Here is a 12,698-nt window from a genome sequence, read left to right on the forward strand (position 1 = left end):
AGACGGGATTCAGGGGCGGCGCGAATGCGCCGCCCCTGAACGGGTCACTCGTCGGCGGTGGGCTGCTCGCCCTCGATGCCCGAGGGAGCGAGGTTCTTGTCGAACAGCGCGGTCCACACGTCGCCACCGTCGTTGAACAGGGTGTTGATGTGGTCCTTCAGCACGGTGTCGCCCTTGGGGAGGCCGACGCCGTAGCGCTCCTCGCTGAAGGTGTCGCCGGCGATCTTGAAGGCATCGGGCTCCTGCGCGACGTACCCGGCGAGGATGGCCTGGTCAGTGGTCACGGCGTCGACCGATCCCGCGCGCAGCTGCTCGAGGCACTGCGTGTAGGTGTCGTACTCCACGGTGTCGCCGGGGCTGTACTCGTCGCGGATGCGCTGCAGCGGGGTCGAACCGGTCACCGAGCACACGATCTTGCCCGCGAGGTCGTCGGGGCCGTTGATGTCTTCGTTGTCGGCGGCGACCAGCAGGCCCTGCCCGGTGATCAGGTAAGGACCGGCGAAGTCGATCTGCGCCTTGCGCTTGTCGGTGATGGAGTAGGTGCCGACGTAGTAATCGACGTTGCCGTTCACCAGCTCCTGCTCGCGGTTGGCCGAGGGGATCGTCTTGTACTCGATCTGGTCGGCGTCGAATCCGAGCGATGCCGCGATCCACTGCGCGATCTCGACATCGAAGCCGCCGCGCTCGTTGGTGACCGGGTCCTTGAAGCCGAGGCCGGGCTGGTCTTCCTTGACGCCGACGACGACCTTGTCGGCCGCGACCATGCGCTCGTAGGTGGGGCTGCCGTCGAGCGAGACGTCGGAGGCCACCTCCCACAGCTGCGTGGTGTCTGCTCCGTCGCCTTCGGCACCGGGAGCTGCGCCGGGGGTGCCGCTGTTGCAGGCCGTCAGGGCCAGCAGGCCGGCGGCGACGATGCCCGCGCCGGCGAGAAAACGTGTCTTACGCATGTGATGTCTCCTTAGTTACGTGTGCTGTGCGGATGAATGGGTCGGGGGGAACGGCACGACGGACACCCCGGGAAGGGTGCGGATGCTCGCGCCTCGGCGAAGAACCTCCTCGTTCGTCGCCGTCATCAGGGAACCGTCAGTGAGTGATGAGCTTCGACAGGAAGTCTTTGGCCCGGTCGGACTGCGGATTGGTGAAGAACTGCTCCGGCGCCGCCTGCTCGACGATCTGGCCGTCGGCCATGAAGACCACACGGTTCGCGGCCTTGCGGGCGAAGCCCATCTCGTGCGTGACGACGATCATGGTCATGCCGTCTTTGGCGAGGCCGACCATGACGTCGAGCACCTCGTTGATCATCTCGGGGTCGAGGGCCGAGGTGGGCTCGTCGAAGAGCATGACCTTCGGCTTCATCGCCAGGGCGCGGGCGATGGCCACGCGCTGCTGCTGACCGCCGGAGAGCTGAGCGGGGAGCTTGTCGGCCTGGTGCCCGACGCCGACGCGGTCCAGGAGCGCGCGCGCCTCCTTCTCGGCATCCGCCTTCTTCATCTTGCGGACCTTGAGGGGACCGAGCGTGATGTTCTCGAGGATGGTCAAATGCGCGAACAGGTTGAACGACTGGAAGACCATGCCCACGTCGGCGCGCAGCTCGGCCAGGCCCTTCCCCTCTTTGGGAAGCTCCTTGCCGTCGATCGTGATCGTGCCGCTCGTGATGGTCTCGAGGCGGTTGATGGTACGGCACAGCGTCGACTTGCCCGACCCCGAGGGACCGATGACCACGACGACCTCGCCGCGGTCGACAGTGAGGTCGATGTCTTTCAGGGCCTGGAACTGCCCGTAGTGCTTCTGCACATCGGAGACGACGACCAGGGGCTCAGAGCCTGTCGGGTGAGCGCTCGTCGGGGGAACGGATGCCATGCCCCAACCCTATGAGGGCGACGCGCCCCCGACCACCTTCCGGCGCGCGCCTTAACCGTTCTGTAACAGCCGCCCTCAACGCGCGCGCTGGGCGAATGCCGTCTCGTACAGGCACACACTCGCCGCCGTGGCGAGGTTGAGCGACTCGGCGCGGCCATAGATCGGCAGTCGCAACGCGAGGTCGGCGCGAGCGAGGGCCTCGTCGTCGAGACCCCGGGCCTCGTTGCCGAACAACCACGCGGTCGGCTCGGCAAGCACGGCACGGGATGCCAGGAAATCGTCGCCCTCGACGTCGGCGGCGACCACGCGCAGCCCGGCCTCGTGCACGCGCTCCACCACGTCGGCGAGCTCAAGATCGACCGCGACCGGCAGGTGGAACAGCGACCCGGTGGTCGAGCGCACGACCTTCGGGTTGTACGGGTCGACGGTGCGGCCGGTGAGGATGACGGCATCCGCCCCCGCCGCGTCCGCAGCGCGGATGATCGTGCCGAGGTTGCCCGGGTCGCGGACCTCCTCGCAGATCGCGATGAGTCGGGGACCGGCCGCAAGCACGTCCTTCAAAGCCGTCGGCGACTGCCGGGCCACCGCGACGATGCCCTGCGGGGTGACGGTGTCGGCCATGGCATCCAGCACCGCTTCCGTCGTGTATTGGAGGTCGACGCCGGCCTGTTCCGCCGCTTCGCGCACATCGGAGTGCTTGTCCATCGCCGTGGGGGTGGCGTAGACCTCGAGGACGGTCTCGGGCGCCCACGCGAGCGCTTCTCGCGCAGCCTGGGGGCCCTCGAGCAGGAACAGTCCGGTCTCCTGACGGGCCGCACGCTTGCTCAGTTTGGCCACGGCGCGTACTCGCGGCGAGCGAGGGTTCTCCAGCACGCCCTCAGTGTATGACTCCCCCGGCATGCGGCCACGGATGCCGCGCGGGAACAGCAGAACGGGCGCCCTCCGTAGAGGACGCCCGTTCGCAGGAAGCGCGACTTACGCGGACTTCGGAGCGTTGACGTCGCTGGGCAGGGCCGCCTTGGCGGTCTGCACGAGCGAGGCGAACACGGTCGGCTCGTTCACCGCGAGCTCGGCGAGCATGCGGCGGTCGACCTGCACACCCGCGAGGCCGAGGCCCTGGATGAAGCGGTTGTACGTGAGACCGTTCTGACGGGACGCCGCGTTGATGCGCTGGATCCACAGGCGACGGAAGTCGCCCTTGCGCTTGCGACGGTCACGGTACGCGTAGACCAGGGAGTGGGTGACCTGCTCCTTGGCCTTGCGGTACAGGCGCGAACGCTGACCGCGGTAACCGGACGCGCGCTCGAGGATGACGCGACGCTTCTTGTGGGCGTTTACTGCCCGCTTGACTCTAGCCATTTCTGTTTCTTCCTAACGTGCGTCGGCGCTCAGAGACCGAGGAGCTTCTTGGCGACCTTCGAGTCACCCTTGGCCAGGACCTGCTCCTGGTTCAGGCGGCGCGTGCGCTTGGAGGACTTGCCTTCAAGGTTGTGGCGCATGCCGGCCTGCTGCTTCATGAGCTTGCCGCTACCGGTGAGCTTGAAGCGCTTCTTGGCGCCCGAGTGGGTCTTCTGCTTCGGCATCTGTCTTCCTTCGTTGGGGTTCCCGGCGGAGCGGGAGTCGGGGAGCTTTACTCGGCGGACGCCGGGGAAGCTTCGTCTGTGGGTGCCGAGTCGCCCCGAGCGGCGCTCCGCGCTGCTTCACGGTTCGCCGTGCGCTGAGCGTTCTGCTCGGTCTTGACCTCGGACTTGTTCTTGTGGGGTGCGACCACCATCACCATGTTGCGGCCGTCGATCGTGGGGTTCGACTCGACGGTGCCGAACTCGGCGACGTCTTCGGCGAACTTGCGGAGCAGGCGCACACCCTGCTCGGGACGCGACTGCTCGCGACCGCGGAACAGGATCATGGCCTTCACCTTGTCGCCCGCCTGCAGGAAGCCCTCGGCGCGCTTGAGCTTGGTGATGTAGTCGTGGGCCTCGATCTTCAGACGGAACCGGACCTCTTTGAGGACGGTGTTCGCCTGGTTACGACGCGTCTCCTTGGCCTTCTGGGCGGCCTCGTACTTGAACTTGCCGTAATCCATGATCTTGACCACGGGCGGCTTCGAGCTCGGCGCGACCTCGACCAAGTCGAGGTCCGCTTCCTGAGCCAGGCGCAGCGCAGCTTCGATGCGGACGATGCCGACCTGCTCGCCGTTGGGTCCGACGAGACGGACCTCCGGAACTCGGATGCGCTCGTTGGTGCGGGGATCGCTAATGCGGAACTCCTCTTGTCTGCGGATGACGGCCGCCGCGATCCGAACGAATCGCGGGCGAAGAGGAGAAACACGCCACCCGGCACGGTGCTGTCAGCACCGGCTTCTGCACCCAGGCGACCCCGTGCGAGACGGAGCGGAGTGCGGGAACCCGGTAGCCTGGAGCGGCAAGCGCGGGTGGGATGTGATCCTCTTTCGTGCGGAGTGAAACACTCCGAAGCCCGCCATAGTCTAGCAGAGAGATGCACGTGGACACGATCCCCTCCGACCAGCCCACCGACGACACCTCCGCGCACCGCCACGGAGGCGAAGACGAACGTCTCGCGCGCTGGGAAGAACAGGAGCGCGCGGCCTCCTCCGCCACCCGTGACATCGCCGACGTCCCCGCCGTCGAAGTCATCACGACGGCCGCCGTGCACCTCATGAGCGCGGCAGCCGTCAAGACCGGTCTGGCCGACGATCCCGCCCACCAGCTCGACCTGGACGAAGCGCGCAAGCTCATCAACTCACTCGCCGGACTCATCACCGCCGGCGCCCCCGAGATCAGCGACATGCACGCGCGGTCACTTCGCGACGGCCTGCGGTCCCTGCAGCTGGCCTTCCGCGAGGCGTCGACCATCCAGGATCCGATCGGTAAGGGGCCCGGGGAGAAGTGGACGGGGCCCGTCACGTAGGTCGTTCGTTCCGGGGTGGTCCCGGTCTACGGAATGGCCCCTCCCCGGGGCAAGAGCAGGGCCCCTACCCCGATTGCCCCGGGGAAGGGCCATTCCTCCGCCCTCTCCCGCCGCGGGCCAACTCCTCTGTGACACCCGCAGGGGTATGAGGGGCATCACTGCGCCCTGTGCCGCAGGCCGACTCCCCGTGACGCCCGTAGGGGTAGGAGGGGCGTCACTGCGCCGTTGCCGCGGGCCGACTCCCCCGTGACACCCGCAGGGGTATGAGAGGCATCACTGCGCCCTGTGCCGCAGGCCGACTCCCCCGTGACACCCGCAGGGGTATGAGAGGCATCACTGCGCCCTGTGCCGCAGGCCGACTGCCCCGTGACACCCGGAGGCGTATGAGACGTCGCGCCACCCCGATTGCCCCGGGGAGGGAGCGTTCCTCCGCCCTCCCCCACCGCGGGCCGACTCCCCCGTGACCGGACGTCGACGTGCTCGAGAACAGGGGATGCCACCAGAACGGGATGCACCGGTAGCCCCGCCTCCTGTTCTCGAACGACCGCCTGTTGCGGCGTGACCGCAGGTGCCGCTTCTGCGCAGCGCAGGGACGAGATCAGACGTCTTTGCTGCGGTGCAGCTTCACGGTGAGCGAGTCGACGAGCACGGCGATGCGGTCGTCCGACGCCCAGCGGCGGGCGATGCGGGCGAGCACGGCATCCAACTCCGCCTGCTCCAGGCCGGACATCAGCTGCAGGTGCACCACCAGCTCCGGTCCGCGCAGACGCCCGGTGGGATCGCCCGACTCCACGGCCAGGTCGAGCACGGCGAGCTCACCCGAGATGCTCTCCTGCAGTCCCGTGAAGATCGTGGGCGACGTGTGGGCCGGCTCCCACGGCTCTCCCTGCGCGATGGCCCAGACCGCGGGGCGCCGGATGACGAACTCCGTCTCGGACGCGGGGTCGATGACGATGAGCTCGGTGTCTTCGGACGCGGCGGCGAGCGCCGTGCGACGACCGTCCGCCGGAACGGGACGCGCGGTGGCATCCCACGTCTGCAGCGCCGTGACGGAGGTGAACACCGGCAGGACCTTGCGACCGTCGGGGGCAGCGACCGTGACGATCGACAGCTCCTGCGTCTTGTCGACCTCGAGCCCGTGCGCGCCGATGCCGTGGTCGCCCTTCTCTGCAATGAGCGGGATCAGCAGGCGCGCCTCGCGGTAGGCGTCGACCACCGCGCGCGCATCGCCCGCCGCCGCGCGAAACGCCAGGAGCGCCGCGAGCAGGGCCGCATCCGCCGACCCGTCGTCGCCGGAGTGGGGGTTGGAGGCGAAGCTGCGCCCCTCCCAGGGAACGCCCGCGGAATCGCCGTGCGCGCCGCCCGGGTGGGCGCCGTGGTCGTGGGGGCCGTCAGTGTCCGGCGACATCCAGTGCCTCAGCGAGCGTGAACTGCCCCGCGTAGAGCGCCTTGCCGACGATCGCACCTTCCACACCGAGGGGCACGAGGTCGCGTAACGCCACGATGTCGTCGAGGCTCGACACGCCGCCCGAGGCAACGATGGGCTTGGGGGTGCGCTGGGTCATCTCGCGGAGCAGTTCGATGTTGGGGCCGCGGAGCGTGCCGTCCTTGGTGACGTCGGTGACGACGTAGCGGCTGCAGCCGGCGTCTTCGAGGCGCTCCAGCACGGTCCAGAGGTCGCCGCCGTCACGCGTCCAGCCGCGAGCGGCCAGCGTCGTTCCGCGCACATCGAGACCGACGGCGATCGCCTCGCCGTAACGGTTGATCACGTCGGCCGCCCACTCGGGGTTCTCCAACGCCGCGGTACCGAGGTTGATGCGGCTTGCGCCGCTCTCGAGCGCGGCCTCGAGCGTGCGGTCGTCACGGATGCCACCGGACAGCTCGACCTGCACGCCCTTCACCTGGCGGATGACCTTGCGCATCACACCGGCGTTGCTGCCGCGACCGAAAGCGGCGTCGAGGTCGACCAGGTGGATCCACTGCGCACCCTGGCGGGCGAAGTCGGCCGCCGCGTCGACGGGATCGCCGTAGCTGGTCTCGGTACCGGCCTCACCCTGGGTCAGACGGACGGCCTTGCCGTCGGCGACATCGACCGCGGGAAGCAGCACAAGTTCGGGCGTGGACGCGAAATCGTTCATGGCTCCTCGCACCCTTCGGCGCATCTCGCCGAGCCGGGGCACGAGGTCACACAGTAGTCGTGCGCAGCCCGTCGATCCAATTGGCGAGGAGGCGGATGCCGGCTTCGCCCGACTTCTCGGGGTGGAACTGCGTCGCCGCCAGCGGACCGTTCTCGACGGCGGCGACGAAGGGCGCACCGTACGTGCACCACGTCACGGACGGCTGCGGGAACGGCGGCGTGACCTCCAACGACCACTCCTGCGCGGCGTAGGAGTGCACGAAGTAGAACCTCTCGTCCTCGATGCCCTCGAACAGACGGGAACCTTCGCCAGGGGTCACGGTGTTCCAGCCCATGTGCGGGAGGATGGGAGCCTGCAGCTCGGCGACCGTCCCCGGCCACTCACCGAGACCTTCCGTATCTGCGCCGCGCTCGATGCCGCGCTCGAACATCACCTGCATTCCGACGCAGATGCCGAGGACGTGCCGGCCGCCCGCGAGCCGACGGTCGACGATCTCACCCCCGCGACTGGCGTTCAGCGAGTCCATCACGGCGCGGAACGCACCGACACCCGGGACCAGCAGCCCGTCGGCGTCGAGCAGCAGCGAGCGGTCGGAGGTGAGACGCGCGTCGGCACCGGCCTCCACGAGAGCCTTGACGGCGGAGTGGACGTTGCCCGAGCCGTAGTCGAGGACGGCGACGATCGGCTTGGCCGTCACAGCGCGCCCTTGGTGCTCGGGATGCCGTCCACGAGCGGATCGAGCGCTTTCGCCTGGCGGAACGCGCGCGCGAACGCTTTGTACTCGGCCTCGGCGATGTGATGCGGGTCGCGTCCGCCCAGCACGCGCACGTGCACGGTGAGGCCCGCGTGGATCGAGATGGCCTCGAACGAGTGCCGCACGAGCGAGCCGGTGAAATGACCCCCGATGAGGTGGTGCTCGAAGCCAACGGGCTCGCCGGTGTGCACGAGGTACGGCCGACCGCTGATGTCGACGACGGCCTGCGCCAGCGCCTCGTCGAGCGGCACGAGCGCGTCTCCGTATCGCGCGATGCCGGACTTGTCGCCGAGGGCCTGCCGGATCGCATGTCCGAGCACGATCGAGGTGTCTTCCACCGTGTGGTGGGCGTCGATGTGCGTGTCGCCCGTCGCCCGCACCCGCAGGTCGGTCAACGAGTGCTTCGCGAACGCCGTGAGCATGTGGTCGAAGAACGGCACGCTCGTGGAGATGTCGCTCGCACCGCGGCCGTCGAGGTCGAGGTCCAGCTCGACGCGCGATTCGCTGGTCTCGCGGGTGATCGCAGCGGTGCGGGGCGGGACAGGACCGGTCATGATCGCGATCCTATCGAGGCGAGGGCGTCGAGGAACGCGGTGGTCTCGTCCTCGGTGCCGGCCGAGACGCGCAGGTGGTGGGCGATGCCGACGTCGCGGATCAGCACCCCCCGGTCGTACAACGCTTTCCACGTCGCCGCGGGGTCTGCCACCCCGCCGAAGAGGACGAAGTTGGTCCACGACTCGTGCGCCGTGTAGCCGACAGCAGACACTGTGGCCGCGATCCGGTCGCGTTGAGTGACGATCTCATCGACCGTCGCCAGCATGGTCTCGGCGTGCCCGAGGGCTGCGGTGGCCGCCGCCTGGGTGAGCGCGCTCAAGTGATAGGGCAGGCGGACGAGGCGCAGTGCGTCGACGAAGGTCGGGTCGGCCGCGAGGTAGCCCACACGGGCCCCGGCGAACGCGAACGCCTTGCTCATGGTGCGCGAGACCACCAGACGGGGTCGCCCCGGGAGGAGGGTGATGGCCGACGGCTCGTCGTGCGGAGCGAACTCCTGATAGGCCTCGTCGACGATCACGACACCGTCCGTCGCGTCGTAGACCGCTTCGACGACGTCGAGACGGAGCGGGGTGCCCGTGGGGTTGTTGGGCGCGCAGAGGAAGACGACGTCCGGGCACTGATCGCGGACCTGCGCGGCGGCGGACTCGGCGCTCAGCGTGAAGTCGTGCTCACGCTCCCCCGCGATCCAACGCGCACCCGTTGCGCGCGTGAGGATGGGGTACATCGAGTAGGTGGGGGCGAAGCCCATCGCGGTGCGGCCGGGGCCGCCGAACGCCTGAAGGATGTGCTGCAGCACCTCGTTGGAGCCGTTCGCCGCCCAGATCTGCTCGGCACCCAGGCCGTGGCCGAGGTACTGCGCGAACGCCTCACGAAGCGTCGTGAACTCGCGGTCGGGGTAACGATTGACGTCGCGGAGCGCCCGGGCGACGGCATCCAGGATGTCGTCTGCGACCTCGGACGGGACGGGATGCGTGTTCTCGTTCACGTTCAGCGCTACCGGCAGCGGCGCTTGCGGCGCTCCATACGGGGTCATACCCCGCAGATCGTCGCGAAGAGGAAGGTCGTCGAGGCGTACGGTCACCCTGTCCATCGTAGGCGGCAGCGCGGGCGGGCCATCGCGGACGTCAGTCGACAGGCGCGTACTCGGCGGGGATGGCGATCCGCTGACCGGCGGCCACCGAGCCACCCGGGAGGGCGTTGAGGCGCGTGATCTCCGCGACGACGTCGCGGGGATCGGCCGCGGGTGCCAGCTCTTCGGCGATCGACCAGAGGGTCTCGCCACTCATCACCGTGATCTCCGCGAAGGTGCCGGCGGGCGCGCCGACGTCGTTCGAGGCGAGGGCGGAGCCTCCGCCGACGATCACGAGGCCGAGCGCCACGACGAGGGGAAGGGACACCAGGAAGGCGACGACGCGGCGACCACGCGTCGTGATGCGCAGGCGGGTGGTGGGGGCGGTGAGGGCGATGCTGCTCATGATGTGTGCTCCTTGGTGGAGAGATTCGCACTCCGCCCTCGGCCGGGAGGGCGGGGTGCGAATCTGTCTTCCGAATGTATCTTCGATACTCGATAGCTGTCAAGGACCCGGATGTCGGAGACGAATCGAACGCGACACGCGGGCGGTTCCGCGTCATTCACCTCGTCAACCGGATACGGTTTCGACACGGAGACCTCATCACCAACCTCCGACATTCGAATATCCGCCGCCCTTCCCGCGGCGCGAGGGGAGCACCAGATGACCGACGCGACGACCGCCGGCCGCGACCGACCGCAGACGCGTCGGCGCAAGAGCCTCAGCGACAAGCAGCTCGCGATCCTCGAGGTCATCCAGCGTTCGATCGCCCGGCACGGTTACCCGCCGAGCATGCGCGAGATCGGAGACGCCGTCGGCCTCAAGTCGCTCTCGAGCGTCACCCACCAGCTCAACCAGCTCGAGCTCAGCGGTTACCTCCGTCGCGATCCGGGCAAGACCCGGGCGATGGAGGTGCTGATCGACCTTCCCGGCAACGCCGCCGAGAACCCCGCCGACACCGCACCCTCGGTCGGCGACGCCGCCCTCGTGCCGCTGGTCGGTCGGATCGCCGCCGGTGTGCCGATCACCGCGGATCAGCACGTGGAGGAGATCTTCCCCCTCCCCCGCCAGCTCGTCGGCAGGGGCGAGTTGTTCATGCTCAAGGTCTCGGGCGAGTCGATGATCGACGCCGCGATCTGCGACGGCGACTGGGTGGTCGTCCGGTCGCAGGCGAACGCCGAGAACGGCGAGATCGTCGCCGCGATGCTCGACGGCGAGGCCACGGTGAAGACCTTCCGTCGCCGTGACGGCCACACCTGGCTCCTGCCCCGCAACTCCGCTTTCGAGCCCATCCTCGGAGACGAGGCCGTCGTGCTGGGTCGCGTGGTGGCGGTGTTGCGGGCGGTCTGACCCCCACGGCTCAAGGCCGGATGTCCCCCGCGCGGTGGCATCCGGTCTTCGTCGTCACCGAGACCTGTCCCGGACCGCCGCCGAAGTGCCGCTCACCAAATCGGCCGGCACGGACGGATGTCGGGGGCCCTGCCTAGGCTTGTCCCATGGCTGACACCCTCCCCTATGGCTCCTGGCCCTCTCCCCTCACGCCCGAGTCCGTCGCGCAGGCGTCGCCGCGCGTCGACGGTGCCCGGCTCGTCGGCGACGAGGTCTGGTGGGGCGAATCCGTGCCTTGTGAGGCCGGCCGCGTCGCGGTGAAGCGCCGCCGGGCCGACGGTGTCGTCGAGACCGTGCTGCCCGCCCCCGCCAACGCCCGCTCGGCGGTGCACGAGTACGGCGGAGGGGCATGGACGGCATCCGATGACGGCGAGCTGTACTACGTCGAGAAGGTCGACCAGCGCGTCTACGCCCTGCGCCCGGGGGGCGAGGCGCGCGCATTGACGCCACCCGACGAGGCCGTACGACACGGCGGGCTGCGGTTCGAGCACGGTGTGCTGCTGGCCGTGCGTGAGACGCACGGCACCACGCGCGTCCCGGAGCGGGCGATCGTCTGCATCCCGACCGACGGTTCCGATGAGGTCGAGGTGCTCGCCGATGGCAGCGATTTCCTCGCCCAACCCGCCCTCTCCCCCGACGGTCGTCGGCTCGCGTGGATCGCGTGGGACCATCCCGACATGCCCTGGGATGCCACGGTCCTGCGCGTCGCCGACCTGACGACGGGCGAGGTCCGCGACATCGCGGGCGGAGCGAACCGCGCGCCCCTGCAGCCGGTCTGGCTGGCTGACGACGAGCTGCTGTACGCCGACGATCCCGATGGCCGGTGGAACCTCTTCCGCCGTCCGCTCGACGGCGACGCGCAGCCCGTGGCACCGGCGGACGCCGACACCGGGGGCGGTCTCTGGGTTCTCGGTACGCGGTGGTTCGGCGCGGCCGCCGGAGGACGGGTCGTCGCGGTACGCACCGACGGCGCTGACGAGATCGTCGAGATCGCTCCCTCGGGGGTGCGCCCCCTCGACGTCCCCGCCATCGCCGGGGCTGCGGTCGACGACGCGCGTGGCGCGCAGGTGCTGGTCTCCGGCGCCGACGCCGGAGGCCGCTCGGGGCTGTGGCTGGTCGACCTGGATTCCGGGGCGGTCGAGCTCGTGACGGGCGGCTCCGCTTCCTGGGGCGACGAATGGATGCCGTCGGCCCGCGCGCTCGAGACAGAGGGGCCACACGGCCCGGTGCATGCCTTCGCCTACGCCCCCACCCACCCCGAGGTCACCGCTCCCCCCGGCGAGCGCCCGCCGTACGTCGTGCTCGTCCACGGCGGACCGACCTCGCACGTCGGGCCCGCGCCGTCCGCGAAGACGGCGTACTTCACGAGCCGCGGCATCGGTGTGCTCGACGTCAACTACGGCGGCTCCACCGGCTACGGTCGGGCCTACCGCGACCGGCTGAAGGGCCAGTGGGGCGTTGTCGACGTCGACGACGTCGCCGCAGCGGCATCCGCCCTCGCCGAGGCGGGACTCGCCGACCCCGATCGGATCGCGATCGCCGGCGGTTCCGCGGGCGGCTGGACGGTGCTTGCTGCGGTCACGAACACCGATGTCTTCAGCGCGGGGATCTCGCGCTACGGCGTGGGAGATGCGCGCGCCCTCGCCGAGGACACGCACGACTTCGAGGCGCGTTATCTCGACGGTCTCATCGGTCCGCTCCCCGAGGCGGAGTCGGTGTACGTGGAGCGATCGCCGCTCAGCCATCCCGAGCGGTTCCGCGTTCCGCTGCTCATCCTGCAGGGCGCCGAGGATCGGGTCGTCCCTCCGTCGCAGGCCGAGGCCATCCGCGACGCTCTCGCCGCGCACGGGGTCCCCCACGCCTACGTGCTGTACGAGGGCGAGGGCCACGGGTTCCGCCGCGCCGAGACGGTGGTCGACTCCCTCCGCCGCGAACTGGGCTTCTTGGGCGCGGTCTTCGGGTTCGAGAGTCCGGGCATCCCCGCTCTGCAGATGGAGTGAACAC

Annotated in this window: 15 protein-coding genes; 3 read left to right on the forward strand and 12 right to left on the reverse strand. The window is 69.4% G+C overall.

Annotated features, from left to right (window positions below; genetic code table 11):
• Positions 1-44: 44 nt before the first annotated feature.
• The 6 genes from MT347_RS10520 to infC form a co-directional block, all read right to left on the reverse strand.
• The gene (locus MT347_RS10520) at positions 45-947 is read right to left on the reverse strand and encodes a glutamate ABC transporter substrate-binding protein (protein WP_243500870.1); all 903 of its coding nucleotides are present in this window, start codon (positions 945-947) and stop codon (positions 45-47) included.
• A gap of 136 nt (positions 948-1,083) precedes the next feature.
• Complete coding sequence (locus tag MT347_RS10525; protein ID WP_374206527.1) at positions 1,084-1,860, reverse strand: amino acid ABC transporter ATP-binding protein; 777 nt, start codon at positions 1,858-1,860, stop codon at positions 1,084-1,086.
• Between the two features lie 75 nt (positions 1,861-1,935).
• The gene (locus tag MT347_RS10530; RefSeq protein ID WP_243500872.1) at positions 1,936-2,733 is read right to left on the reverse strand and encodes an RNA methyltransferase; all 798 of its coding nucleotides are present in this window, start codon (positions 2,731-2,733) and stop codon (positions 1,936-1,938) included.
• 102 nt (positions 2,734-2,835) lie between these two features.
• Positions 2,836-3,219: a 50S ribosomal protein L20 gene (gene rplT / locus MT347_RS10535; RefSeq protein WP_055957776.1), complete on the reverse strand. Its 384-nt coding sequence runs from the start codon at positions 3,217-3,219 to the stop codon at positions 2,836-2,838.
• A gap of 29 nt (positions 3,220-3,248) precedes the next feature.
• A complete protein-coding gene (gene rpmI, locus MT347_RS10540) occupies positions 3,249-3,443 on the reverse strand; it encodes a 50S ribosomal protein L35 (protein ID WP_243500874.1) in 195 nt (64 codons plus the stop codon).
• Positions 3,444-3,490: 47 nt separating this feature from the next.
• The gene (infC, locus tag MT347_RS10545; RefSeq protein WP_243501128.1) at positions 3,491-4,141 is read right to left on the reverse strand and encodes a translation initiation factor IF-3; all 651 of its coding nucleotides are present in this window, start codon (positions 4,139-4,141) and stop codon (positions 3,491-3,493) included.
• A 221-nt stretch (positions 4,142-4,362) separates the two neighbouring features.
• Between infC and MT347_RS10550 the strand changes: the two genes are divergently transcribed.
• A complete protein-coding gene (locus tag MT347_RS10550) occupies positions 4,363-4,788 on the forward strand; it encodes a DUF1844 domain-containing protein (protein WP_243500876.1) in 426 nt (141 codons plus the stop codon).
• 598 nt (positions 4,789-5,386) lie between these two features.
• On the opposite strand, the gene MT347_RS10555 is transcribed toward MT347_RS10550, so the two are convergent.
• The 6 genes from MT347_RS10555 to MT347_RS10580 are packed head-to-tail and all read right to left on the reverse strand — an operon-like array spanning position 5,387 to position 9,710.
• Positions 5,387-6,196, reverse strand: coding sequence for an SseB family protein (locus MT347_RS10555; RefSeq protein ID WP_243500879.1), 810 nt, complete (start codon positions 6,194-6,196; stop codon positions 5,387-5,389).
• Entirely contained in the window at positions 6,180-6,926 is a 747-nt protein-coding gene (gene priA / locus MT347_RS10560; RefSeq protein WP_243500881.1) for a bifunctional 1-(5-phosphoribosyl)-5-((5-phosphoribosylamino)methylideneamino)imidazole-4-carboxamide isomerase/phosphoribosylanthranilate isomerase PriA, read from the reverse strand. The genes MT347_RS10555 and priA overlap by 17 nt, the downstream gene beginning before the upstream one ends.
• A gap of 46 nt (positions 6,927-6,972) precedes the next feature.
• On the reverse strand, positions 6,973-7,623 hold the full coding sequence (hisH, locus tag MT347_RS10565) for an imidazole glycerol phosphate synthase subunit HisH (protein ID WP_243500883.1): 651 nt from the start codon (positions 7,621-7,623) through the stop codon (positions 6,973-6,975).
• A complete protein-coding gene (gene hisB, locus MT347_RS10570; RefSeq protein WP_243500885.1) occupies positions 7,620-8,234 on the reverse strand; it encodes an imidazoleglycerol-phosphate dehydratase HisB in 615 nt (204 codons plus the stop codon). Before hisB ends, hisH begins: the two co-directional genes overlap by 4 nt.
• Positions 8,231-9,325, reverse strand: a complete 1,095-nt coding sequence (locus MT347_RS10575) for a histidinol-phosphate transaminase (protein WP_243500888.1) — start codon at positions 9,323-9,325, stop codon at positions 8,231-8,233. The genes hisB and MT347_RS10575 overlap by 4 nt, the downstream gene beginning before the upstream one ends.
• A 34-nt stretch (positions 9,326-9,359) precedes the next feature.
• The gene (locus tag MT347_RS10580; protein ID WP_243500890.1) at positions 9,360-9,710 is read right to left on the reverse strand and encodes a LysM peptidoglycan-binding domain-containing protein; all 351 of its coding nucleotides are present in this window, start codon (positions 9,708-9,710) and stop codon (positions 9,360-9,362) included.
• A gap of 258 nt (positions 9,711-9,968) precedes the next feature.
• Between MT347_RS10580 and lexA the strand changes: the two genes are divergently transcribed.
• Both lexA and MT347_RS10590 read left to right on the forward strand, forming a co-directional pair.
• A complete protein-coding gene (lexA, locus tag MT347_RS10585) occupies positions 9,969-10,655 on the forward strand; it encodes a transcriptional repressor LexA (protein ID WP_243500892.1) in 687 nt (228 codons plus the stop codon).
• A 146-nt stretch (positions 10,656-10,801) separates the two neighbouring features.
• Complete coding sequence (locus MT347_RS10590; RefSeq protein ID WP_243500894.1) at positions 10,802-12,694, forward strand: prolyl oligopeptidase family serine peptidase; 1,893 nt, start codon at positions 10,802-10,804, stop codon at positions 12,692-12,694.
• Positions 12,695-12,698: the final 4 nt, after the last annotated feature.

The sequence above is a fragment of the Microbacterium sp. VKM Ac-2923 genome (assembly GCF_022815605.1).
In the GTDB taxonomy this organism is placed as follows: Bacteria; Actinomycetota; Actinomycetes; order Actinomycetales; family Microbacteriaceae; genus Microbacterium.

Bases quoted from the DNA above. Each gene is read 5' to 3' on its own strand.
- MT347_RS10525 (WP_374206527.1), bottom strand. From the start codon at position 1,860: ATGGCATCCGTTCCCCCGACGAGCGCTCACCCGACAGGCTCTGAGCCC.
- lexA (WP_243500892.1), top strand. From the start codon at position 9,969: ATGACCGACGCGACGACCGCCGGCCGCGACCGACCGCAGACGCGTCGG.
- rplT (WP_055957776.1), bottom strand. From the start codon at position 3,219: ATGGCTAGAGTCAAGCGGGCAGTAAACGCCCACAAGAAGCGTCGCGTC.
- hisB (WP_243500885.1), bottom strand. From the start codon at position 8,234: ATGACCGGTCCTGTCCCGCCCCGCACCGCTGCGATCACCCGCGAGACC.
- MT347_RS10575 (WP_243500888.1), bottom strand. From the start codon at position 9,325: ATGGACAGGGTGACCGTACGCCTCGACGACCTTCCTCTTCGCGACGAT.
- MT347_RS10590 (WP_243500894.1), top strand. From the start codon at position 10,802: ATGGCTGACACCCTCCCCTATGGCTCCTGGCCCTCTCCCCTCACGCCC.
- MT347_RS10555 (WP_243500879.1), bottom strand. From the start codon at position 6,196: ATGTCGCCGGACACTGACGGCCCCCACGACCACGGCGCCCACCCGGGC.
- MT347_RS10520 (WP_243500870.1), bottom strand. From the start codon at position 947: ATGCGTAAGACACGTTTTCTCGCCGGCGCGGGCATCGTCGCCGCCGGC.
- rpmI (WP_243500874.1), bottom strand. From the start codon at position 3,443: ATGCCGAAGCAGAAGACCCACTCGGGCGCCAAGAAGCGCTTCAAGCTC.
- MT347_RS10580 (WP_243500890.1), bottom strand. From the start codon at position 9,710: ATGAGCAGCATCGCCCTCACCGCCCCCACCACCCGCCTGCGCATCACG.
- priA (WP_243500881.1), bottom strand. From the start codon at position 6,926: ATGAACGATTTCGCGTCCACGCCCGAACTTGTGCTGCTTCCCGCGGTC.